This window comes from Ruegeria sp. CDSC085, from assembly GCF_059610465.1.
Genome location: NZ_JBXWNR010000003.1, coordinates 95,336 through 117,437, shown reverse-complemented (window position 1 = coordinate 117,437; position 22,102 = coordinate 95,336). Strand labels below are relative to the sequence as shown.

Here is a 22,102-nt window from a genome sequence, read left to right as displayed (position 1 = left end):
CAATTGAATTTCGGGAGGTCCCCCATGTCACGCGTATCCGTTGCCTATCAAGACCACGTTGCCCATGTCACTCTGACCCGAGGCGACAAGATGAATGCGCTGGATGATGCGATGATCAAGGCGCTTCTGTCCGCCGGGCAAGAGGTCACCGCATCGGATGCCCGTGCCGTGGTCCTGTCCGGCGAAGGCAAAAGCTTTTGCGCCGGGCTCGACATGGCAAGCTTTGCCAAGATGGCCCATATGGACCCAACGGAATGGCTGATGACCCGCAGTCATGAAGACGCTAACGAAATGCAGGAACTTGCCCTGATCTGGCGTCGCGTTCCGGTTCCGGTGATCTGCGCAATTCAGGGTGTGGCCTATGGCGGTGGCCTGCAAATCGCGTTGGGCGCGGATATCCGTATCGCGCATCCCGAGGCGAAACTGGCGGTGATGGAGATGAAATGGGGCATCATCCCCGACATGGGTGGCATGGTTCTGCTGCCTCGACTGGTCCGCTCGGACGTGCTGCGCCTGCTGACTTACACAGCCCGCCCGATCGGCGCGACGCAGGCGGCAGATTGGGGCCTTGTCACGCAGCTGTCCGATGACCCGTTGACCGAGGCGCTTGCCATCGCCGAGAACATTGCCGGCCAAAGCCCTTCGGCCATCCGTGCCGCCAAGCGATTGATCGAAGTCGCCGAAACTCAGGTACGCGCAGACGTTCTGATGGCGGAATCCGCTGAACAGGTGGAATTGATCGGCAAGCCTGATCAAATGGAAGTGGTGATGGCGCAGATGCAGGGCCGCAAGCCTGAATTCAAATGATCACCGCATGAAAGACCGCCGTGCGTCGCGGGCCATGTTGTAGCGCATCTCCAGATCGGCGATGCGAGCCATGGCGGCCTTACGCTCGGCGGGGTCCGTCAGGGTCGCGTAGTCCTGTCTCGCGATATCGAGCTGTTTTTTGATGTCGAATTCTTCTGGCAAAACACCTGCCTGGGCCATGATCCGATGGCCGGCGGCGGTGGCCGGATCGCTCAATGCCTCGGATGACCGGTCAGGCAGCGGTTGGCCTTCGCCCTCGAGGCGCTGCAACTGACCCTCGGCCTGGGCTTTCTTGATCTGGCGCTCGACCAGTTTTCCCAACGCTCCAAACATAGCCTCTTCATACGTGATCCGCAGGGAGGTTGAAACCGGCTATCTGACGCGTTGCGTAACCAGATAGGCAATGCCACCCGCCAACAGACCCCAGACAGCCGCGCCGAGTCCAAACGCGGTAATGCCGGATGCAGTGATAGCAAAGGTCAGGATGGCCGCTTCGCGCTCGGCTGGAACTTCCAGCGCCGCTGAAGCGGCATTGGCCATCACTCCGATCAGCGCAACACCGGTCAGCGTGCCCATCAACAGTGGATCGGCATGAATTGCGAACCCGGTGATTGCCACGGCGAACACTCCGAACAGGCAATAGAATACCCCACCCATTATCGCGGACCAGTAACGTTGTTCGGGGTCTGGATGGCTGTCTTTGTTGGAACACATCGCCGCAGTGATAGCGGCAAGGCAGGTTGCGGGCGCACCGAACGGAGAGGACAAGATGCTGGAAATGCCTACGGCCGAGAACAGCTTGCCTGTCTGCGGCGCATAACCAAAGCTGCGGATCACCGCGATTCCGGGGATGTTCTGAGTCGCCATCGTGACAATGAACAGCGGCACGGCAATTCCGATGACCGAAGCCACAGAGAAGCTGGGCGTGGTCCAGACCGGAGCCGCGATCCATTGCGTCGGTGTCAGCGACGCGTCCCCGGCGTTCAAAACCACGACGGCTGCAGCTGCTACAACCGCAGCCGGAACGGCAAACAGGCGGTTGATCCGGCCGGCGATGAACCAAGTCAGGATCACCGGCAAGGCTTGCCATGGCAGCTCGACCGCCGCCTGAAAGGGTAGTATGCAAAGCGGCAGCAACACGCCCCCCAACATGGCCTGCGCCAGAGTCGTAGGTATCGCCGCGGCCAACCGCCCCAAAGGTCGCCACAACCCGGCCAACACAGTCAATGCCCCTGCACATAGGAACGCGCCCGTCGCCTCAGCGAATCCGAGAGCCGGTGTGGCAGACACCGCCAACAAGGCAGCACCCGGTGTGGACCAGGCCACGCTGATCGGCTGCCTATACCACAGGCTTAGCACAATGGCGGTCAGGCCCATGGCGATCGCTGCCATCATCAATCCGGACGCCGCCTGCGCCGGGGATGCGCCCATCGCCGCCAACCCTTGCAATACAATCGGGAAAGAGCTGAAGAAGCCGACGATTGCCACAACCAGCCCGGTCGAGACTGTCTGGAGCGGTGGGGCTGTGTGCGTCATGACGGCCTCGGAATATTGTGGTCGCAGATTGCTAACAAGCGGGGGCAGGGTCGGGCAAGGTCCCATCGTGCAAAAGAAAACCCCGCCGGATCAGCGACGGGGTCAGGGGTTTGAACATTAAGGACAAGATGAAGATCAGGCGATTTCAGCCAGCCGGGCGAGGGCTTCGTTCAGCTTGGCCTCTTCTTCCTCGCGGGCGGCGAGGTTGGCTTTGGCTTCCGCAACCACCTCTTCCGGGGCCGAGGCCACGAATTTGGGGTTGTTCAGACGGCCGCGTAGGCCACCAAGTTCCTTGGCCAGTTTGCCCTTGGCTTTCTCCAACCGTTCCTTTTCCGCGCCGATGTCGATGATATCCGCCAGCGGCAGGCCAAAGGAGGCTCCGGGGGCGGCAATCGAGATGGTACCCTTGGGCAATTCATCCGCTTTGGTCAGGCTGTCGATCCGCGCCAGACGTTTGATCAGCGCCTCGTTCCGGTCCCAGGCGGCCTGGCCGTGCGCGTCGATCTCGGTCACCAGCATCGGCACGTACAGGCCCGCCGGAACGCGCATCTGGGCGCGGGCCGAACGGGTGTTCTCGATCACCGAGATCACCCAGTTCATCTCGCGATCCGCGTCGGCATCGACCAGATCAGCGGCGGCATAGGTTGGCCAGTCGGCATGCACCAGCATCTTGGCGCGGCTGCCGGTCAGGCCCCACAGCTCTTCGGTGATGAAGGGCATGATCGGGTGCAGCAGAACCAAGCACTGGTCCAGAACCCAGCGCATTGTGGCGCGGGTTTCAGCCTGTGCTTCGGCATCGTCGCCTTGCAGCAGCGGTTTGGACAGTTCCACGTACCAATCACAGACCTTGCCCCAGACGAAAGCATAAAGCCCGTTCGCCGCATCGTTGAAGCGATAGCTTTCCAACGCCGCGTCGACCTCTTCGCGTACGCGGGCGGTTTCGCCGATGATCCAGCGGTTCACGGCGGCCTTGGGCTTCAGGTCGGCCACATCCAACTGCGGCACTGCGTCGGTGAAGACCTCGTTCATTTCGGCAAAGCGGACGGCGTTCCACAGCTTGGTGCCGAAGTTGCGATAGCCGGTGATGCGTTCGCGCGACAGTTTCAGCACACCGCCAATCGCCGCCATCGAGGCATTGGTAAAGCGCAGGGCGTCGGCGCCGAATTCGTCCACGATCTCCAGCGGGTCGATGACGTTGCCGGTGGTCTTGGACATCTTCTTGCCCTTCTCGTCGCGGACGAGCTGGTGCAGATAGACGGTGTGGAACGGGACCTGATCGACCACCGCCAATTGCATCATCATCATCCGGGCGACCCAAAAGAACAGGATGTCGAAGCCAGTGATCAGAACGTCCGTAGGGAAGTAGCGTTCCAGCTCCTCGGTCTGCTCGGGCCAGCCCAGCGTGCCGATGGGCCAGAGGCCGGAGGAGAACCATGTGTCGAGGACGTCAGGGTCACGCCAGACCGGGTAAACCAGCTTGGTCGGATCCTGTTCGATTGCATACTGCGCAAGGCTTTCGGCGAATTGATGGATCGCGTCCTGCTTGTCGGCGACCTCGATCACAGTCGCGTGGCTCAGAGGGCTGGGAATGTCCGCATTGTCGTCAAGGAACTTTTCGGTAATGGCCTCAAAGCTTGCGGCACATTCCATGACATTGCCACGGTGCAGCATGCCGCCTTCGTTCAGCAAACGGCCCAATTCAACCAGATCAAGGTCGCCATCATTCTCGTCGTCAATGAAGTCTTCCGCGGACAGGTCGAGCCCATACCAAACCGGAATCTGATGCCCCCACCACAGCTGGCGGCTGATGCACCAGGGCTCGATATTTTCCAGCCAGTGGTAATAGGTCTTCTCGCCCGATTCAGGAATGATCTTGACCGTACCATCCTTGACCGCATCCAGCGCGGGGCCGACGACCTTTTCGGCGTCGACGAACCACTGGTCGGTGAACATCGGCTCGATCACCACCTTTGACCGGTCGCCGAAGGGCTGCATGATCGGTTTGCTCTCGACCAGCGGCACCAGCGTGTCGGCCCCTTCCTGATCCGGCTTCAAAGCGGTCGCACCCAGACGCGGATCATCCGCGCGGGTCATCACGGCCAGACCATCAGCCGTGATCTCTTCCACCACCTTGGCCCGCGCTTCGAAGCGGTCGAGCCCGCGCAGGTGATCAGGCACGAGGTTGATCGCGTCGATTTCGTTCTCGGTGAATTCGCGCCCGCGCGCGTATTCCTGAGCCTTGCCTGCCGCTTCGGCGTATGGCGCACCATCTGCCCGCATTGCACCTTTGGTGTCCATCAGACGGTACATCGGAATGCCGCCGCGCTTGGCCACCATGTTATCGTTGAAGTCATGCGCGCCGGTGATCTTCACCGCGCCCGAGCCGAAATCGGGATCGGGGTAGTCATCGGTGATGATCGGAATCTGGCGGCGATGCTCTTTCGGGCCAACCGGGATTTCGCACAGTTTGCCGACGATGGGCGCATAGCGTTCATCCGACGGATGAACCGCAACCGCGCCATCACCCAGCATTGTCTCGGGGCGGGTCGTGGCGATCGAGATGTAATCGCGCTCTTCTTCCAGCACGATATTCCCGTCCTCGTCTTTTTCGACGTAAGTATAGGTCTCACCCCCGGCCAGCGGATATTTGAAGTGCCACATATGGCCGGCGACCTCGATATTCTCGACCTCGAGGTCCGAGATAGCGGTCTCGAAATGTGGATCCCAGTTGACCAGCCGCTTGCCGCGATAGATCAGGCCCTTCTCGTACATGTCTACGAAGACCTTGATCACCGCATCATGGAAGTTGGCCGAGTTCTCATGCCCCGTGCGCGGATCGCCCGCCGCACCGGCCATAGTAAATGCGTTGCGCGACCAGTCACAGGAAGACCCCAGACGCTTAAGCTGCTCGATGATCGTGCCGCCATATTCGCCTTTCCACTCCCAGACTTTCTCAAGGAATTTTTCACGGCCCAGTTCAGTGCGGCTGGGCTGTTGGGTGGCGGCCAGCATCTTTTCGACCTGCATCTGCGTGGCGATGCCGGCGTGGTCCTGACCCGGTTGCCACAGCGTATCAAAGCCACGCATGCGGTGCCAGCGGATCAGGATGTCCTGCAGCGTGTTGTTGAAGGCGTGTCCAACGTGAAGCGCACCCGTCACGTTGGGCGGCGGGATCATGATGGTAAAGCTTTCATCGCGCGAACGGTTCGCGCCAGCCTTGAAGGCTCCGGCCTGTTCCCAGGCCTCATAAATGCGGGCCTCGGCCTCGGCCGCGTTGAATGTCTTTTCCATCGCCATGGGATGCGTCCTGCGTCAACAAATTCGGGTCAGCGACTGCAATAGCGAATGCGCGCGGTAAGGGGAAGGCCTAGTGCGCCTAAGCCATGCCAAAGCGCGCTTTGAAATAGGCGTCAACGCGTTGATAGGCGGGATCATGGAAATCCAGCGTCAGCAGCGAATGATCCTTGCCGGGATATTCGACCGTTTCCAGCAGATCGCCGAATGCCTGTTTGAGCGCCTGCATCAGTTTCTTGGGTGCAAGCTTGTCTTCTGAATACCGCATCGCCAGACCGGGGCCCTTCGCGGCCATACCCGCAGAGGCCGCGCCGACGTCGTCAGCGCTCATGTGCAGATGACGGCCCCCGAGGATTGGCAGTGCAGGTTGGCTGGCTACCCCACCCAGTACTGCGTCTTCGGCCATCAGAGTAAGGGCAAAACTGCCTGTCAGGCACATGCCGATGACGCCCACACCGGCGCTGTTTTCGCGTTGCTTGATCTCACGGGTCAGGGCGCGCATCCATCCTGCAATTGGGCTCTGTCTGCCACGGGCAAAAATGTTGAACTCGCGCCGCACGCAGAACAACCGGGCCATGTTCTTGGCCATTTCAACCTTGCCATAGGCTCCAAACAAATGAGGCAGGTAGACGCGAAAGCCGGATGCATTGAGCTTTGCGGACAACGCCAGCGTTTCGGGCCCGATCCCTGGCAGCTCCTGAAGGATCAGGATCGGTGGGCCTTCACCGCCGACATAAACGTCATGTGTGATCGTCTGCCCGCTGGTCATCGGGGCAGAGAAGGGAAAAACGGTATCATGCGTCCAGCTCATGGCCCAAGGCTATCCGAACATCCTTTGCGCGCAAACGAATTTCGGCGAACCCCGCTGGACATTGCCGGGTCGCGGGCTACGCTCGCCCTGAGATCGCGCAGGAGGGCCACCCCATGGAAAAGTTCGGCAGAAGCCAGCCGGTGAAACGGACCGAGGATCAACGATTCCTGACCGGGCAGGGGCGTTACATGGATGATGCGGTGCCCGGGAACGCTTTGTTTGCCGCTTTCTACCGCAGTCCGGTGGCGCATGGTGACATCACGTCTCTGGATATTGAGGCCGCACGGGGTGCCGACGGCGTTCGGCTGGTCATGACGCTGGACGATCTGGCCGCAACAGGCATCGACACGGTGCTGAATGCGGCAGTCCTGCAGAACCGCGATGGGTCCAAGGCGGCTGCGCCGGACTGGCACATGCTGGCCAAGGACCGTGTGCGCTTTGTGGGCGAGCCGGTGGCGGTTGTCGTTGCGGATACACTGATCCAGGCGCAGGACGCGGTCGAGTTGATCTGGATGGATACAGAAGAACACCCGGCCAAACTGGACGTTGACGCAGGTGGTGAGACTTTACACACGCAAGCACCTGATAACCGCGCTTTTGATTGGGGATTGGGCGACGAAACCGCGACCCAGACTGCCTTTCAGTCCGCCGCACATACCGTGTCGCTGAACGTCGCCGACAACAGGGTCATCATCAGTTCGCTGGAACCGCGTGGCTGCCAGGCCGATTGGTCTGACGGGCGTCTGCATTTCTCTTACGGAGGTCAGGGCGTCTGGGCGATGAAGGCCCAACTGGCACAAAAGCTGAAACTGGATGCGGACGACATACGCGTCACGACCCCGGATGTCGGTGGTGGTTTCGGTATGAAAGTGATGCCATACCCTGAATATTTTTGCGTTTCAGTGGCGGCGATGAAGTTGGGTCAGCCGGTGCACTGGATGTCCGACCGGTCCGAGGCGATGCTGTCCGACCATCATGGCCGCGATCTGACCTCGCTGGCCGAGCTGGCCTTCGACGCCGATTGCAAGATCATTGCCTACCGCGTCCACAGCAAGGTGAATCTCGGCGCCTATAACAGCCACTTCGGTCAGGCGATCCAGACCAGCCTGTTCAGCAAGGTGTTGATGGGTGTCTACGACGTCCAGACCACTTATTTGCGGGTCGAAGGGTTCTATACGAACACGACGCAGGTCGACGCATATCGCGGTGCAGGTCGGCCCGAGGCGATTTACGTGCTTGAACGCGTGATGGATCGCGCCGCGCGCGAACTGGGCGTTGACCCGTGGGAGTTGCGGCGCAGAAATTTCATCCGCCCCGGTGATTTCCCTTACACCTCCTCCACCGGCGAAACTTATGATGTCGGTGATTTCGACATGGTCCTCACCCGCGCGGCTGACCAGACCACCGGGTTCGAGGGCCGCAAGGTTGCGGATGCGGAACGCGGGCTGATCCGGGGGCAGGGTCTCTGTTACTATATCGAAAGCATTTTGGGAGACCCTTCCGAAAACGCGAAGGTCGCGTTTTGCGAGGATGGCACGGTGAACCTTTACGTCGGCACACAATCGAACGGGCAGGGGCATGAGACTGTTTACGCCCAGTTCCTGTCGGATCAGACGGGTATCCCCATGAACATGATCACCGTCATACAGGGCGATACCGACCGGCTTGCCCATGGCGGCGGCACTGGTGGTTCTCGCTCGGTCACGGTGCAAAGCACCGCCACTCTGGTCACGATTGACAAGATGATCGCCGCATTCACGCCTTATCTTGCCGATAAGATGGGGGTCGAGGAAAGTGATGTGAGTTTTGACCACGAGACATTCCGAGCGCCGGGCTCCAACCTGACGCCGACGCTGACCGAAGCCGCCGAGATGGCGCGTGCCGATGGTCGAATGGATCTGCTGCAACATGAGGCCCGCGCCAACCTGGATGCGCGCAGCTACCCGAATGGCGCGCATGTTGCCGAAGTCGTGATCGATTCTTACACCGGCGAAACGTGGGTGGACCGCTACACCGTGGTTGACGATTTTGGAAATCTTATCAATCCGATGCTGGCCGAAGGGCAGGTGCATGGCGGGGTGGTGCAGGGCATCGGGCAGGCCCTGACGGAACATGTCGTGCACGATGCACATGGGCAACTGCTCACGGCTTCGTTTATGGACTACGCCTTGCTCCGTGCAACCGACATACCCATGATTAAGTTTACCTCGGCGCCGGTTCCATCAACCTCAAACCCGATGGGAATGAAAGGGTGTGGCGAGGCCGGCACCGTGGGCGCGCTGGCTGCTGTGGCAAATGCGGTTCAGGATGCGCTTTGGGATCACGGGGTGCGGCAGGCGGACATGCCTTTCACACCTCAAAGAGTATGGGAATTGCTGACGCATGAATCTGTCGCGGCTGAGTAGAAAGGTTCTGGGATGGCTTGGACGGCCTTTGCGGTCCGAGCATTCCGCTGAGTCGCGGCACCGTGAACCGATCAGTCATGTCATCATCCTTGATGGCACCATGTCCACCCTCGAGCCCGGATTTGAAACCCATGCCGGTCAGACATTTCGCCTGTGCTGTGAGATGGGCAGCAAGGTCTCGGTGTTCTATGAGGCAGGGGTGCAGTGGGAAAGTTGGAAATCCTCGCTGGATGTGATGATGGGCAAGGGTATCAATCGCCAAATCCGTCGCGCTTACGGTTATTTGGCGTCCCGTTACAAGCCGGGCGACAGGATCTTTTTCATTGGGTATTCGCGCGGTGCCTACGGCGTACGCAGTCTTGCCGGTGTAATCGACATGGTCGGGTTGCTGAAGGCGGAACACGCCACCGAACGAAACATACTGCAAGCGTACCGCCACTACGAATGCAATCCAGACAGCATTGCCGCCAGCGAATTCCGCCGTCGTTTCTGCCACGAAGGGGTTGAGATCGAGATGATCGGCGTCTGGGACACGGTTAAGGCGCTGGGTCTGAGACTGCCGCTGCTGTGGCGCTGGGCCGAGGATAAGCACGCCTTTCACAACCATCAACTGGGCCCGGTGACGCGACACGGTTATCACGCTATTGCACTGGATGAGACACGCGAGGTGTTCGAGCCGGTTTTGTGGACCTGCACTCCCGAGTTCAAAGGCCATGTGGAACAGGTCTGGTTCCGCGGCACACATGGAGACATCGGGGGGCAATTGAATGGCTATGAAGAGGCACGGCCGTTGAGCAACATTTCCCTGATCTGGATGCTGGACAAGACGGAAATGCACGGTCTGCCTTTGCCCGATGGCTGGCGCGATCGTTTTCCCATTGATCCCCATGCTGCGTCGGTTGGCACATGGCGCGGCTGGGGCAAGATTTTCCTGCTGCGAAAGCACCGCAAGGTCGGGCAGGACCCGTCAGAACGCCTGCATGTTTCAGTTTCGCCGGAGGAACTGCCTGAATGGGTCGCGATGCCGAATTTACCTTCGCATCCGGCGCAATAGGGGTCACCTTGGGACGAAGGCATTTCTGACTGACGCGACCATTGCATCCGGGCGCTCAACCAGATCGAAACGCCATCTTCTTGGAGACCAGTTATAGACCCGTTGCTTATCGGGGTGATCTACTATCATCAGGCCGTGAAAGTACCATTTTGATGTGGATTTGTATCCCGTCGCGGCCGTGTAGAATGAGAAGCCCCGGAAATCTCGTACTGCCTCGATTGGCGCATTTTTTGCATGTTCGGCGATGCAATAGGGCGCGCCATCCGCAATGAAACGCGCCTGAACAAGGATCATCGGAATTGTCAACAACGACCAGAGCGCGGCGATTGTCCCGATTGAAATGCCAATCTTCGCCGCCCGGGAGGGCTGTGGTTGCCCGCCCGATCCCGACCAAATGAGAAAGCTTGCGGCGATGGCTAACGCCAGGGTGACACCGTGTAGAATTTGGGTGTCTGAACCGAGCGAGAGCACCATCCCAGATAACGTCAGAAACAAGCCGGAAACGATTGAAAAACGGCAATGCAACTGGCGGGAAATCGTGGAGTCGAAGACAATCCCAGTAGTACAAGGCCACCAATGAATGTGGGAATGGCGGGCGTAAGCCATGAATACAAGTATGTGGCCTGAAAAAACAAAGGCAGGGTTTTCCGCGCCAATTCGGCTCGAATATCGAAGGGCTAAATGGCTCAACGTACGCCGCGAAAATCAGCACACTGTAGACACAAAACAGGATCTTGTATTTCAGGTCGGGCTGAATGACTGAATTTCTTGGGTCAAAAAAACACTGCCCACTTATCTTGCGACGGGTGGGCAGCCAAGAAAGAAGAAAATGTCACGCCATTAAAACCAGCGTTCATAGCTAAATTCTAACGTCGACGATCCCTGCGCGAGCTCATCGGCTGGAAGGCCACGCCCACATGTGCCTCGCAATAGGGTTTGCCTGCCTCAACCGGAAGGCCGCAGAACCAGAAATCCTCGGTCGCGGGGTCGCCCACGGGCCACTTGCAGGTTTTCTCGGTTAATTCCATCAGAGTCAGCTTCTTGGCCTTTTTCTCTATCTCGTTGACCTTGGCCAGCGCTTCGGGGCTGATCTCATTGGCCGACGGTTGCGGTGGCAGCGGCTGACCGGCGGGGATGATCTGACGGCGGGCCGGAACGACCGGTTTTGACTCGGAGGTCGGGGCAGGCGCCGGGCGCGCCGGTTCGGTCTTGGGCGCAGGTCTGGGTTTGGCCTCGGCCTTGGGGGCAGGCGCCGGTTTTTCTTTCGGTTCCGCCTTGGCCGGGGATGCGCCTGCCGTCCGGTTGGACAGGCCCAGGCGGTGCACCTTGCCGATCACCGCATTGCGGGTCACGCCACCCAGTTCCTTGGCAATCTGGCTGGCCGACTGGCCTTCGCCCCACATCTTCTTCAACAGTTCTACGCGCTCGTCTGTCCAGGACATCGTTAGCCTTTCAAAAGCGGAAAGCGGCCCCGGATTCGGGCCGCCTTGGGAATTCGTCTCAGCCCCCTATTCTAAACACTGCAGCCCGAGTTACAAGCTGTCTTCGAATCAGTTTGAGGGCAAAACATGCAGAATCCCGCAGATCAGACCGCGCGTCGCTTCGGAGCAGTCAACTGGATGGGCCTTTACACGCTGGCGCAGCGCGAAACCCTGCGCTTTCTGGCCGTCTGGACCCAGACGGTTCTGGCACCACTGGTTACGGCGGGGTTGTTCCTGTTGATCTTCACCATCGCCATCGGACCCAGCCGGCCTGATGTCATGGGCGTGCCGTTTGTGATGTTTCTGGCGCCGGGGATCATGATGATGACGGTGATCCAGAACGCCTTTGCCAATACCTCGTCCTCGATGGTGATCGCCAAGGTGCAAGGCAACATCGTTGATACCTTGATGCCACCGCTGTCACCGCTTGAGATTCTGCTGGGCTACCTCGCGGGTGGCATCGCCCGCGGCGTGATGATTGCAGTGGTGATCTCGATTGCGCTTTTGGTCTTGCTCTCCATCGCGCCTCAGCACCCGTTGATCGCGTTGACCTTTGTCGTTCTGGGCGGAGCGTTCATGGGCGCGTTGGGACTGTTTGCAGGTATCTTTGCCAACAAGTTCGACCAGATGGCTGCGATCACCAACTTTATCGTCACACCGCTGGCCTTCCTGTCGGGTACGTTCTATTCGGTCGAGGCGCTGCCGCCTGTCCTGAATCGCCTGACACACCTGAACCCGGTGTTCTATCTCATCGATGGCTTGCGGTATGGGATGATCGGGGTGTCGGACAGCTCTCCGTGGCTGGGAATGGCGGTCTGTACGTTTGCAACACTCGTGATCGGAATCATCACCTGGCTGATGCTGCGCACCGGTTACCGTCTCAAGGCTTAGCGCCGCTCTGCCAGCGTGTCGGGTTTCAAGGGCAGGCTTGGCCTTCCCAGCAAGGGCGCAGGCGCCCCCGTTCCGGAATACAGGGCCTGTGCAGGGCAGGCTCTCAGGCATGGCGCTGCACCGCTTCTCGCCAGACCAGGATCAGCCCGCCGGCTAGGATAGTCGCAGACCCGACCAGACTGATCCAGTCAGGGATCACATCAAAGACCGCAAAGTCGTAAAGGGCGGCAAAGATCAGCGTGGCATAGCTGATCGGGGCCACAAAGGATGCGTCCGCCCGCGCCATGCCGTTGACGAAACAAGCCTGAGCGCAGGCCATCAGAACGCCGATCCCCACCAATGCTGCCCATTGCTGCGAGGTCGGCATCTGAAAGACGAAGCTGACGGCTGTCGTGGCGATCACCAGCCCCATCGAGTTATTGATCAGCAGGATCTGCATCGGTGGCTCGCGCCCGGAAAGTTTCTTGATGAAAATCAACTCCATCCCGATCAGCGCGGCCGCTGCCAGCGCCAGAAGGGCAGCGGGCTGAAAACTGGCTGGGGTCGGGCGAAGCAGGATCAGTGCACCCGTCAAGGCAACAGCCGCAGCCAGCCAGCGCCACAGTCCCACGCGTTCTTGTAGCAGAGGAATGGCCAGCACCATACCAAAGACAGGGTTCAGAAAGGATATAGCCGTCGCATCCGCCATCGGAATGAAGGCAACCGACGCGAACATCAATGTCACCCCCGCCCAGCCAAAACTGGTCCGCCCGATGTGAAGACCCCAATGGGGCCGCACCAATCGGGGCCGCAGAATTGCAACCGCCAACAGGATCGCCAGCAGGGCAAACAGAAACCGCCCGTGACTGATCTGCATCGCATGCAACGGAGGGCCCAACGCATCCGTCCCCAGCGCCTTGGCCAGCAGCGTCGTCGCCGCAATAAAGGCGGTGGCGACAAAGATAAGCGCGGCGGCAAGCGGTGGATTATGGTGTTTGGGTTCGAACATGGCCAAGCGGTGCGCGGTTGCGCAGGCGTTGGCAAGCGCAAAATGGGATCGTTTCAAAATACCGGCTTCCCAACCTGCGCAAGCATCGCTATACGGAAGGCCATGATCAAACATGTGCATATCCAACTGCTCCGACGCCGACGCATCTTTGCGTAACCGGCCTGTTTGATCCCGTGTGCCCAGCTATTCGGCACAAACCTCACCAAATCTGTTGACGAACTGGGCCTTCGTGTACCACTCACGAGGCTCATACTACCTGAAAAGGATGATCCCATGATCCCGTCCGTTCTGCCGACCTACAACCGTGCGCCCCTGACATTCGTGAAGGGCGAAGGCGCCTGGCTGACCGAGGCGGATGGCCGACGTTTTCTGGACCTCGGCGCCGGGATCGCGGTGAACGCGCTGGGTCACGCCCATCCGGCATTGGTGGCCGCGCTGACTGACCAGGCCCATGCGCTGTGGCATGTCTCGAACCTGTACAACATTCCTCAGCAACAGGCGTTGGCTGACAAGCTGGTGGAACACACTTTTGCCGATACGGTTTTCTTCACGAACTCTGGCACGGAATCCTGCGAACTGGCCGTGAAAATGGCCCGCAAGTATTTCTATGACAAAGGTCAGCCCGAGCGGGTTGAAATCATCACCTTCGACGGTTCCTTCCACGGCCGGTCGTCAGCCGGTATCGCTGCTGCCGGGTCCGAGAAAATGACCAAGGGCTTCGGCCCGCTGCTGCCCGGCTTTGCCCACCTGGCATTCGGAGACCTCGATGGCGTCACCGACGCCATAACCGATGAGACCGCCGCGATCCTGATCGAACCGGTGCAGGGCGAAGGTGGTATTCGCCCCGTACCTGATGCCGAACTCAAAGCGCTGCGCCAGATCTGCGACGAAAATGGCCTTCTGCTGATCCTTGATGAAGTCCAATGCGGCGTTGGCCGGACAGGCAAGCTCTTTGCCCATGAATGGGCGGGGATCACCCCTGATATCATGATGGTCGCCAAGGGCATCGGCGGGGGCTTCCCGCTGGGGGCTGTACTGGCGACCGAAGACGCGGCGTCCGGTATGACCGCGGGCACCCACGGTTCGACATATGGCGGCAACCCGCTGGGCTGCGCCGTGGGCTGCGCGGTGATTGATCACGTGGCAACACCCGCCTTCCTTGAAGGCGTCAACCGCAAATCCGGGCTTCTGCGCCAGAAGCTCGAAGGCCTGATCGCCGACCACCCTGAAGTGTTCGAAGAAGTGCGCGGATCGGGCCTGATGCTCGGCCTGAAGTGCAAGCCGACCAATATCGACGTGGTCAACGCAGGGTATGACAACGAGGTTATCACCGTTCCCGCCGCCGACAACGTGATCCGTCTGCTGCCACCGCTGACCCTGACCGAGGACGATATCGCTCAGGCCGTGATCCGCCTCGACAAAACAGCCAAACAGATCGAAACCCAGCTTGCGACTGCCTGAGTTTCACCTTTCTTCAAATACTTTGGGGGTGTTGGGGTCTGACCCCACCCGCCGTCAGCCAAAAGCGAAGCAAAATGAACCATTTTCTTGATATCCACAAAACCGATTCTACCGATCTGCGGGCCATGATCGATCAGGCGGGCGTGATGAAACAGGCGCGTTTGGGCCGCCCCAAGGCCGCCCCTGACGACGAACAACCGTTGAAAGATCGTATGGTGGCACTGATCTTCGAAAAGCCGTCGACGCGGACGCGCGTGTCTTTCGATGTGGGCGTGCGCCAGATGGGCGGGCAGACCATGGTGCTGTCCGGCAAGGACATGCAGCTGGGTCATGGCGAGACCATTGCCGACACCGCCCGTGTGCTGTCGCGCTATGTCGACATGATCATGATCCGCACCTTTGATGAAACCATCCTGACCGAAATGGCCGAATACTCGGACGTGCCGGTGATCAACGGCCTGACCGACCGCACCCATCCCTGCCAGATCATGGCTGATGTTCTGACATTCGAGGAACACCGCGGCCCCATCGCCGGAAAAAAGGTGGTCTGGACCGGCGACGGCAACAATGTCTGCGCCTCCTTCCTGCACGCCGCTGGTCAGTTCGGGTTCGATCTGACCTTCACCGGGCCCGCTCAGCTTGACCCGGAAGAAGGGTTCATAGGGTTTGCCCGCCAGAAAGGGTCGAAAATCGTGATCGAAAGGGATCCGCACAAAGCGGTGGAAGGCGCTGACCTCGTCGTCGCAGACACCTGGGTCTCGATGCATGATTCCCAGTCGGCCAAGGAACGCCGCCACAACATGCTGCGACCATATCAGGTCAACGCTGAACTCATGTCGCATGCCAAACCGGATGCGCTGTTCATGCATTGCCTGCCGGCCCACCGCGAGGAAGAAGCGACCTCCGAGGTTATGGACGGACCGAACTCGGTCATTTTTGATGAGGCCGAAAACCGCCTGCACGCGCAGAAGGCGGTCATGCGCTGGTGTCTGGGCGTCTAAGGGCGCCGACGGACATCTCACACTTTCAGCTTGGCGAGTGCGCTTGCGCTCGCCAGCAGGACCAGTGTGCAAAGCGCTGTTTTGGTCATGATCTCCATCGTGCCTTCGATCAGCATGGCGTGAACAACGCTGCCGACAATCGTCACCGCGGCCAGCACGGTGTGGCTCAGCCGCCAAAGTCGAAAGCGCAGACGCAGGTGCTGGCGGAAGACACCCAGCAGGGCCGCCCCGAAAGCTGTCCACATGGCAATGACGCCCCAGGCCGAGAACGGTGTCGGAGAGACGAACAACAACGCATCCACCACATCCGGCGGGCTGGTAAGCCACAAACCCGCGACATGGACCACAATCACCAGCACCAGGGTCAGGCCGACCCAACGGTGAATGTGGCGGCTCTTCACTGCGGACAAGCCCGGAAGGTTTTTTCCGGCTAGAAGCGGTTGCAACAACAGCAGATCCAAGCTCAGAATTCCGGCAAACCCGGCGAGGATGTAGACAGGGTCGCGCCATGCAAGGTAAGGGCTGCCTGCCGCAGCGATCAGAGGAACGGCAAGGGCGGCGATCAGGGTCGCCCAAATGACACCGGTTCGGATCACCGGGATCAGAGCGGTTGCAACACGAAATGCGCAGCCAGTGTCTTGTCCTTGGAACTGGACATCACAGGCCGCAGGAACACCGTCTCGAACGCGCCGCTGTCATAGGCCAGATGCCCGTGCGGTTGGCCGAAAGCGGGCACGATCTGCGGCATTTCCAGGCGGAATTCACCCTTTTCATTCGTCAAAGTCGCCCCATGGCTTTGCGGGTCACGCTCGTGCCCCTCGGTGGTATGGGCCCAGATTTGAATGCGTTGGCCGGGCAGGGGTGCGCCGTCGCCCGCCCGTCGTACGGTGCCGGTCATCCAGAACCCCCCTCTGCCGATCCGGTCCACGACCGGTGCGCCAGGGCGATAGTTGTTTGATCCACCCCGCATCGAAGGCGTCGGCGCAAGCCCGGCTGCGCGTGCAGGAACCAAAAGCCCCGCAGCCCCGGTTGCCAAAACGGCAGCACCTTGGGTGATCAGGGAACGGCGGGACAGCAACGCATCTGTCATCGAGAAACCTCCAATACGCGATCCAATCTTGTCAGTCTGCGGCTTCCATCTGAAACATAGCATGTTTCTCTAAAAATCCGAGGCTGTGCTCGGTTCAACCCATGCACGCTCACTGTACTGTGAGCGATTCTGGGTCGTCGAAACGAATCTCTTTGACGTCTCGTGCTGTGCGGTGCGATGCTCAGGGTCACCGAACCACTTCGGGATGATCATTCCATGACGACAGCAGACCTGGTCACAAAGGAAGACATCGGCGCCTTCCAACGCGATGGGGCTGTTGTTCTCCGGTCGAAATTCTCATCTGACTGGTTGTCACTGTTGCGCGCCGGTATCGATGCCGACCTTGACACTCCAACCGACAATTTCACTCGCCACACCAAGGATCCGGACGCCCCGGGTTATTTCGAAGACTACTGGGCCTGGAATAAAATTCCGCAATTCAACGAATTCGTTCACAATTCACCCTGCGCACCGCTTGCTGCCGGGTTGCTGGGCGCGCCATCCGTAAACCTTGTCATGGACAACTGGTTTCTCCGCGAGGCCGGCTCGACTTCGCGCCCGCCCTTCCATCAGGACCTGTCTTACTTCGATTTCGAAGGTACGATGTGCGTCCTTTGGCTGCCGCTGGAACCAGTGACCAAGGAAAACGGCATCGCTTTCGTCAAAGGCTCACACCTATGGGACAAGCTGTTCATGCGGGTGCGGTTCGCCGATGGTCATCCCAGCTATAAGCCCACCGAAGTTGCCGGGCAGACCTATCACCCACCACCTGATGTCAATGCAGACCCCGACGCGTTTGATTTGCTGCAATGGGATCTTGAGCTTGGGGATTGCATTTTCTTCGACATGCGAACGCTGCATGGCGGGCTGTCTTCAACCACCCCGTCGGAAACGGTGCGCCGCTTTACCCTTCGCATGACCGCACCAGACGGTGTCATCCGATACCGTGGCGACTGGGCCAAGGACGAGCGCGCGCAGTTCGAGGCAGCAGGTTATGGCGAGGGGGATCGGATTGACGGACCCTTTTTCCCCCAGCTCTGGCCGCGTTAGTCGGAACGGCGCCGTACTCCACCTGTGCAATCGTGCACTTTATAGGCTGCTTTGCGCGGCTATTTCTTACCTGAGAGAACGCAGACGGCCTGACCATCTGCAACGAGGGGAGTGCTGAAATGAGTTGGAACCCGACACACAATCCGGACTGCATCTCGGAAAATCCGGCGCTGGACACGTTGATCATCCCGCGTGCCCGTGACCTGGGAGGGTTCGAGGTGCGCCGTGCGCTGCCTTCGGTAAAACGACAGTTGGTGGGCCCGTTCATCTTTTTCGATCAAATGGGGCCTGCTGAATTCATCACCGAAGGCGGCATCGATGTTCGCCCCCACCCGCATATCGGATTGGGCACGGTCACTTATCTGTACCAGGGCGAGTTCGAGCACCGCGACAGCCTTGGCACACATCAGATGATCTATCCCGGCGAGGTCAACTGGATGGTCGCAGGCCGCGGTGTGACCCATTCAGAACGCACCAGTGATGAGACCCGAGGCAAGAAACACAGCCTGTTCGGTATTCAGACCTGGATTGCCTTGCCCGAAGCGCATGAGGATATGGCCCCGGATTTCGAACACCACAAACAGGCCGCACTGCCGCATCTTCAGGATGCGGGTGTCAGCGCCCGGTTGATCCTGGGTTCGGCCTATGGTGAGACCAGCCCGGTCAGGATGTTGTCCGAAACCTTCTATCTCGATGTGCAATTGGAACCCGGCGCGTCCTTCCCTCTGCCTGACGACCACGAAGATCGCGGTGTCTATGTCACGCAAGGTTCGGTCGAAATCGCGGGTGACACGTTTGACGAGGGCCGCATGATGGTGTTCCGCCCCGGGGACAGGCTGTCTGTCACGGCGGGCGCACTGGGCGCACGGCTGATGCTGCTGGGCGGAGCGACCCTAAATGAAGACCGCTACATCTGGTGGAATTTCGTTTCGTCTTCGAAGGAAAAGATCGAAACGGCAACCCGTGAGTGGAAAAGCGCCGATTGGGCCAACGGTGCGTTTCACCTGCCTCCGGGTGACGATCAGGAATTTATCCCTATTTCCAAAGAGCTTGAGCACACAAAACCCCGGCTGGCCCGCTAGCGCGCGACGTCAGGGGCAAGTGGGCTTGTGTCACGGGCCGTTTGCGGTGATCCTTTTCGGGAATACCGGAGGGGGTATCATGAAAATTGTCCTCGCAGGCGCGGGCAGCATTGGCTGCTACTGCGGTGCCTTGCTTGCCCGTTCGGGGCACTCCGTGACCCTTCTGGGACGGGCGCGTGTGCTGGACCCGATCCGTGAGCACGGGCTGACGGTCACGGATTTTGACGGCCTTGATTACACGGTTCCGCCCGAATTTTTGTCTCTCAGTGAAGATCCGGCCTGCCTGGGTCAGGCCGAACTCGTCATCGTATCCGTCAAATCGGGCGCTACATCAGACATGGCCGAGCTGATTGGCACTATTGCACCGCGAGATGTGCCTGTCCTATCCTGGCAAAACGGGATCGAGGCCGCAACAACACTGCGCAATGCCCTTCCCGGGCGCGACGTTCGCGCCGGAATGGTTCCGTTCAATGTGGTGCCGACTGCCCCCGCCACCTATCACCGGGCCACGTCCGGAGAGATCGTCATCCAGAGCGGCACCGGAGATCTGGCGACGCAGCTGAGCAGTGCGGACCTTCCCGTTATGTCCAGCGACCGGATCGAGGCCGTGCAATGGGGCAAGCTTGTGATCAACCTGAACAATGCGCTCAATGCCTTGTCGGGCCTCACGCTGGTGGATCAGCTGATGAACCGCGACTGGCGCAATCTCATGGCGGATCAGATGTCCGAGGCACTGACTGTTCTCAAGGCGGCGGGGCATCCCGTGGCTTCGACCACACCACTTCCGGCATGGATGACGCCGCATATTCTGCGACTTCCGACGCCGCTGTTCACCCGGATCGCGGCCCGGATGCTGACAATCGATCCGAGTGCGCGAACGTCCATGGCCTATGACCTGATGGCCGAGCGCCAAACGGAAATTGACAGTCTGCAAGGCCATATCATCCGGATGGGTCACGAAACCGGAGTGCCAACACCCATCTGCACGCAAGTGTCCGACCTGATCAAACACGCACCCGATCACCCGTTGTCACCTGAGCAGATCAGGCTCTGACGGTATTCGTCAGACGAATGCAGTCAGTACCCAGTATATTACCGCCGACATGGTTGCAGCGGCTGGCACGGTCACAACCCATGCCGCCACGATGGTCATGAAATGCGACCGGCGCACCAGCTTGCGACGGCGGTATTCTTCCGGGGCAAGGTGTTGCGCCGTGCGCTGAAGGTTTCCCTGCTTGCGCCGACGCTCGGAATGCCACTCGCGATAGAAGCCGACGCCAAAGACTGCTCCAACGGCAATATGGGTCGAACTGACCGGCAGACCCAGCCAGCTGGCCAGAATTACGGTGATCGCCGCCGACAGGGCGACGCAAAAGGCGCGTATCGGGTTCAGCTTGGTGATCTGACTGCCCACCATGCGGATCAGCCTGGGGCCGAACAGGAACAGACCGAACGAAATCCCGAACGCGCCAATGATCATCACCCACAGAGGGATTGAAACCTTGGCTGCGAACTCTCCGAATTCAGCCGCGTGAACAATCGCGGCCAGCGGGCCGACCGCATTGGCCACGTCATTTGCGCCGTGGGCGAAACTCAGGAACGTGGCCGAGATCACAAGGGGCAGCCCAAACAGCGTTTTCAGAGACCGGGTCCGGTTCTCCATTCCTTCGGATTTGCGTTTGACCCACGGGACGGTCACGGACCAGGCCAGAAGCCCCACAGACAACCCGATCAGCAAAGCCATCTCCAGATCGATTGTCACGATCCGCTTCAGCCCTTTGACGGACATATATGTGGAAAAGGCCCCAGCCATCACCGCCAAAAGGATTGGCACCCATTTGCGCGCGGCTGCAATCTTGTCGTCCTGATGCTGGATCTTTGACCTGATCAGCGCCAGAAAACCCGCTGCAATCACACCCCCAAGCACCGGCGAGATCACCCAGCTGGCCGCAATTGCGCTCATTGTGCCCCAGCTCACCGCGCTCAGGCCCGCTGCGGCAATACCTGCACCCATGACCCCGCCCACGACAGAATGCGTGGTGGAAACAGGAGCGCCGATCCAGGTTGCCAGGTTGACCCACATGGCTGACGATATCAGCGCCGCCATCATGGCCCAGATGAACACCTCGCTGTTTTGCACCGAGGCCGGATCGATGATCCCCTTGGAGATGGTCGAAACCACATCACCCCCCGCAAGCAAAGCGCCTGTGCTTTCGGCAATGGCGGCAATCACGATGGCGCCGCCCATGGTGAGCACATTCGCACCAACCGAAGGGCCCATATTGTTGGCCACGTCATTGGCGCCAATATTGATTGCCATATAGGCCCCGAACGCAGCCGCTGCGACGACGATATAGCTACCATCCGCCTGACCAAACAGAACTGCCGCCGTCAGCCCGGCCAATGCCATGAAGGCCAGCGCGACTCCCGGTGCCAGCAAATGGCGCGCGACATGGATATTGGCGGCTTCGACACGCGAAATCCGGTGCAGGTCGCTGTCTAGTTTTTGCCAGCGTGGTTTTGGATTCGTGTCAGACATGAACTTGGTCAAATATTGAACGAGCGCGCAGCTAGCGGTTTCCTGCTGCGCAGGCAAGCTGGGTGCCACAGAATTGTTGCGAATTCCTTAGAGACTACGCAACAAGGCCTGTAACTCGGGCTCCTGTACCTGTGTGGCCGCATCAGCCGGCGAAAACCAGCGGCGTTCGCGCTGATCGGCCTCGGGAAACTCTTCAGCCAGTGCGCGCACCGAAACCCGGTAGACACTGGCCAAAACCGGCTGCGCTGATCCGTCTTTGAGGATCTTGTCGTAAGTGTAACGACCGATGGGATCATTGTGTACCGTATCCCCGCGTACTCCGGCCTCTTCCCAGGCCTCCTGCAGGGCCGTTTCCGCTCCACTCAAACCATCAATTGGCCAACCTTTCGGGATGATCCAGCGTCTGGTGTCGCGGCTGGTGATCAACAGGACTTCGTCCATTCCGTCATGAATGCGGGTGCACAACGCTGCAAACTGCACCCGCCGGGGGCGCAGAAAAAGAGGTCGTCCAACCTCTTCCCAGATGTTTTGCAGCCATGCACTCATCGGTTTCTTGTTGTCTACTCTATGCCTTCAAAGTTGATAAGACATAACAACAGAAATGGTGAGTTT

Annotated in this window: 20 protein-coding genes; 9 read left to right on the top strand and 11 right to left on the bottom strand. The window is 59.6% G+C overall.

Annotated features, from left to right (window positions below):
• Nucleotides 1-24: 24 nt before the first annotated feature.
• Nucleotides 25-807: a crotonase/enoyl-CoA hydratase family protein gene (locus AC2FJB_RS06975; RefSeq protein WP_299898649.1), complete on the top strand. Its 783-nt coding sequence runs from the start codon at nucleotides 25-27 to the stop codon at nucleotides 805-807.
• On the opposite strand, the gene AC2FJB_RS06970 is transcribed toward AC2FJB_RS06975, so the two are convergent.
• The 4 genes from AC2FJB_RS06970 to AC2FJB_RS06955 form a co-directional block, all read right to left on the bottom strand.
• Nucleotides 808-1,140 (bottom strand): DnaJ family domain-containing protein, encoded by a 333-nt coding sequence (locus AC2FJB_RS06970; RefSeq protein WP_496717705.1) that lies wholly within the window; start codon nucleotides 1,138-1,140, stop codon nucleotides 808-810.
• 39 nt (nucleotides 1,141-1,179) lie between these two features.
• On the bottom strand, nucleotides 1,180-2,343 hold the full coding sequence (locus AC2FJB_RS06965) for a benzoate/H(+) symporter BenE family transporter (protein ID WP_496717704.1): 1,164 nt from the start codon (nucleotides 2,341-2,343) through the stop codon (nucleotides 1,180-1,182).
• A gap of 135 nt (nucleotides 2,344-2,478) precedes the next feature.
• Entirely contained in the window at nucleotides 2,479-5,640 is a 3,162-nt protein-coding gene (locus AC2FJB_RS06960; RefSeq protein WP_496717703.1) for a valine--tRNA ligase, read from the bottom strand.
• A 79-nt stretch (nucleotides 5,641-5,719) separates the two neighbouring features.
• Nucleotides 5,720-6,448 carry a dienelactone hydrolase family protein gene (locus tag AC2FJB_RS06955; protein WP_496717701.1) on the bottom strand — a complete coding sequence of 243 codons (729 nt, stop codon included), beginning with the start codon at nucleotides 6,446-6,448 and terminating at the stop codon, nucleotides 5,720-5,722.
• Nucleotides 6,449-6,561: 113 nt separating this feature from the next.
• On the opposite strand from AC2FJB_RS06955, the gene AC2FJB_RS06950 reads away from it, so the two are divergent.
• Both AC2FJB_RS06950 and AC2FJB_RS06945 read left to right on the top strand, forming a co-directional pair.
• Nucleotides 6,562-8,853 (top strand): xanthine dehydrogenase family protein molybdopterin-binding subunit, encoded by a 2,292-nt coding sequence (locus AC2FJB_RS06950; RefSeq protein WP_496717700.1) that lies wholly within the window; start codon nucleotides 6,562-6,564, stop codon nucleotides 8,851-8,853.
• Nucleotides 8,831-9,907 (top strand): T6SS phospholipase effector Tle1-like catalytic domain-containing protein, encoded by a 1,077-nt coding sequence (locus AC2FJB_RS06945; RefSeq protein WP_496717698.1) that lies wholly within the window; start codon nucleotides 8,831-8,833, stop codon nucleotides 9,905-9,907. The genes AC2FJB_RS06950 and AC2FJB_RS06945 overlap by 23 nt, the downstream gene beginning before the upstream one ends.
• A gap of 3 nt (nucleotides 9,908-9,910) precedes the next feature.
• On the opposite strand, the gene AC2FJB_RS06940 is transcribed toward AC2FJB_RS06945, so the two are convergent.
• Nucleotides 9,911-10,597, bottom strand: coding sequence for a hypothetical protein (locus tag AC2FJB_RS06940; protein ID WP_496818033.1), 687 nt, complete (start codon nucleotides 10,595-10,597; stop codon nucleotides 9,911-9,913).
• Nucleotides 10,598-10,773: 176 nt separating this feature from the next.
• Nucleotides 10,774-11,349: a GcrA family cell cycle regulator gene (locus AC2FJB_RS06935; RefSeq protein ID WP_117869672.1), complete on the bottom strand. Its 576-nt coding sequence runs from the start codon at nucleotides 11,347-11,349 to the stop codon at nucleotides 10,774-10,776.
• 126 nt (nucleotides 11,350-11,475) lie between these two features.
• Between AC2FJB_RS06935 and AC2FJB_RS06930 the strand changes: the two genes are divergently transcribed.
• The gene (locus AC2FJB_RS06930) at nucleotides 11,476-12,279 is read left to right on the top strand and encodes an ABC transporter permease (RefSeq protein ID WP_496717695.1); all 804 of its coding nucleotides are present in this window, start codon (nucleotides 11,476-11,478) and stop codon (nucleotides 12,277-12,279) included.
• A gap of 103 nt (nucleotides 12,280-12,382) precedes the next feature.
• Here the strand turns inward: AC2FJB_RS06930 and AC2FJB_RS06925 are convergent, their stop codons facing one another.
• Nucleotides 12,383-13,267, bottom strand: coding sequence for a DMT family transporter (locus tag AC2FJB_RS06925; protein WP_496717694.1), 885 nt, complete (start codon nucleotides 13,265-13,267; stop codon nucleotides 12,383-12,385).
• Between the two features lie 273 nt (nucleotides 13,268-13,540).
• On the opposite strand from AC2FJB_RS06925, the gene AC2FJB_RS06920 reads away from it, so the two are divergent.
• Together AC2FJB_RS06920 and argF are read left to right on the top strand one after the other, a co-directional pair.
• Nucleotides 13,541-14,728, top strand: coding sequence for an aspartate aminotransferase family protein (locus AC2FJB_RS06920; RefSeq protein WP_496717693.1), 1,188 nt, complete (start codon nucleotides 13,541-13,543; stop codon nucleotides 14,726-14,728).
• A gap of 74 nt (nucleotides 14,729-14,802) precedes the next feature.
• Nucleotides 14,803-15,729, top strand: a complete 927-nt coding sequence (gene argF, locus AC2FJB_RS06915) for an ornithine carbamoyltransferase (protein WP_299898669.1) — start codon at nucleotides 14,803-14,805, stop codon at nucleotides 15,727-15,729.
• Nucleotides 15,730-15,746: 17 nt separating this feature from the next.
• Here the strand turns inward: argF and AC2FJB_RS06910 are convergent, their stop codons facing one another.
• Together AC2FJB_RS06910 and AC2FJB_RS06905 are read right to left on the bottom strand one after the other, a co-directional pair.
• Nucleotides 15,747-16,325: a ferric reductase-like transmembrane domain-containing protein gene (locus AC2FJB_RS06910; RefSeq protein WP_496717692.1), complete on the bottom strand. Its 579-nt coding sequence runs from the start codon at nucleotides 16,323-16,325 to the stop codon at nucleotides 15,747-15,749.
• 5 nt (nucleotides 16,326-16,330) lie between these two features.
• A complete protein-coding gene (locus AC2FJB_RS06905) occupies nucleotides 16,331-16,819 on the bottom strand; it encodes a peptidase associated/transthyretin-like domain-containing protein (protein WP_117869667.1) in 489 nt (162 codons plus the stop codon).
• A 216-nt stretch (nucleotides 16,820-17,035) separates the two neighbouring features.
• On the opposite strand from AC2FJB_RS06905, the gene AC2FJB_RS06900 reads away from it, so the two are divergent.
• The 3 genes from AC2FJB_RS06900 (at nucleotide 17,036) to AC2FJB_RS06890 (ending at nucleotide 20,005) form a co-directional block, all read left to right on the top strand.
• Nucleotides 17,036-17,869 (top strand): phytanoyl-CoA dioxygenase family protein, encoded by an 834-nt coding sequence (locus AC2FJB_RS06900; RefSeq protein WP_496717690.1) that lies wholly within the window; start codon nucleotides 17,036-17,038, stop codon nucleotides 17,867-17,869.
• 119 nt (nucleotides 17,870-17,988) lie between these two features.
• A complete protein-coding gene (locus AC2FJB_RS06895) occupies nucleotides 17,989-18,951 on the top strand; it encodes a pirin family protein (protein WP_496717688.1) in 963 nt (320 codons plus the stop codon).
• A gap of 79 nt (nucleotides 18,952-19,030) precedes the next feature.
• On the top strand, nucleotides 19,031-20,005 hold the full coding sequence (locus AC2FJB_RS06890; protein WP_496717687.1) for a 2-dehydropantoate 2-reductase: 975 nt from the start codon (nucleotides 19,031-19,033) through the stop codon (nucleotides 20,003-20,005).
• A 9-nt stretch (nucleotides 20,006-20,014) separates the two neighbouring features.
• Here AC2FJB_RS06890 and AC2FJB_RS06885 read toward each other — a convergent pair whose 3' ends face one another.
• Together AC2FJB_RS06885 and AC2FJB_RS06880 are read right to left on the bottom strand one after the other, a co-directional pair.
• Entirely contained in the window at nucleotides 20,015-21,490 is a 1,476-nt protein-coding gene (locus AC2FJB_RS06885) for an inorganic phosphate transporter (RefSeq protein WP_496717686.1), read from the bottom strand.
• Nucleotides 21,491-21,577: 87 nt separating this feature from the next.
• Nucleotides 21,578-22,036, bottom strand: a complete 459-nt coding sequence (locus AC2FJB_RS06880) for an NUDIX hydrolase (RefSeq protein ID WP_496717685.1) — start codon at nucleotides 22,034-22,036, stop codon at nucleotides 21,578-21,580.
• Nucleotides 22,037-22,102: the final 66 nt, after the last annotated feature.

What these genes read in the sequence shown, in the direction of transcription:
- AC2FJB_RS06900 (WP_496717690.1), top strand. Translation starts at nt 17,036, where the DNA reads ATGACGACAGCAGACCTGGTCACAAAGGAAGACATCGGCGCCTTCCAA.
- AC2FJB_RS06950 (WP_496717700.1), top strand. Translation starts at nt 6,562, where the DNA reads ATGGAAAAGTTCGGCAGAAGCCAGCCGGTGAAACGGACCGAGGATCAA.
- AC2FJB_RS06960 (WP_496717703.1), bottom strand. Translation starts at nt 5,640, where the DNA reads ATGGCGATGGAAAAGACATTCAACGCGGCCGAGGCCGAGGCCCGCATT.
- argF (WP_299898669.1), top strand. Translation starts at nt 14,803, where the DNA reads ATGAACCATTTTCTTGATATCCACAAAACCGATTCTACCGATCTGCGG.
- AC2FJB_RS06945 (WP_496717698.1), top strand. Translation starts at nt 8,831, where the DNA reads ATGAATCTGTCGCGGCTGAGTAGAAAGGTTCTGGGATGGCTTGGACGG.
- AC2FJB_RS06885 (WP_496717686.1), bottom strand. Translation starts at nt 21,490, where the DNA reads ATGTCTGACACGAATCCAAAACCACGCTGGCAAAAACTAGACAGCGAC.
- AC2FJB_RS06895 (WP_496717688.1), top strand. Translation starts at nt 17,989, where the DNA reads ATGAGTTGGAACCCGACACACAATCCGGACTGCATCTCGGAAAATCCG.
- AC2FJB_RS06965 (WP_496717704.1), bottom strand. Translation starts at nt 2,343, where the DNA reads ATGACGCACACAGCCCCACCGCTCCAGACAGTCTCGACCGGGCTGGTT.
- AC2FJB_RS06935 (WP_117869672.1), bottom strand. Translation starts at nt 11,349, where the DNA reads ATGTCCTGGACAGACGAGCGCGTAGAACTGTTGAAGAAGATGTGGGGC.
- AC2FJB_RS06890 (WP_496717687.1), top strand. Translation starts at nt 19,031, where the DNA reads ATGAAAATTGTCCTCGCAGGCGCGGGCAGCATTGGCTGCTACTGCGGT.
- AC2FJB_RS06920 (WP_496717693.1), top strand. Translation starts at nt 13,541, where the DNA reads ATGATCCCGTCCGTTCTGCCGACCTACAACCGTGCGCCCCTGACATTC.
- AC2FJB_RS06955 (WP_496717701.1), bottom strand. Translation starts at nt 6,448, where the DNA reads ATGAGCTGGACGCATGATACCGTTTTTCCCTTCTCTGCCCCGATGACC.
- AC2FJB_RS06970 (WP_496717705.1), bottom strand. Translation starts at nt 1,140, where the DNA reads ATGTTTGGAGCGTTGGGAAAACTGGTCGAGCGCCAGATCAAGAAAGCC.
- AC2FJB_RS06925 (WP_496717694.1), bottom strand. Translation starts at nt 13,267, where the DNA reads ATGTTCGAACCCAAACACCATAATCCACCGCTTGCCGCCGCGCTTATC.
- AC2FJB_RS06880 (WP_496717685.1), bottom strand. Translation starts at nt 22,036, where the DNA reads ATGAGTGCATGGCTGCAAAACATCTGGGAAGAGGTTGGACGACCTCTT.
- AC2FJB_RS06975 (WP_299898649.1), top strand. Translation starts at nt 25, where the DNA reads ATGTCACGCGTATCCGTTGCCTATCAAGACCACGTTGCCCATGTCACT.
- AC2FJB_RS06905 (WP_117869667.1), bottom strand. Translation starts at nt 16,819, where the DNA reads ATGACAGATGCGTTGCTGTCCCGCCGTTCCCTGATCACCCAAGGTGCT.
- AC2FJB_RS06930 (WP_496717695.1), top strand. Translation starts at nt 11,476, where the DNA reads ATGCAGAATCCCGCAGATCAGACCGCGCGTCGCTTCGGAGCAGTCAAC.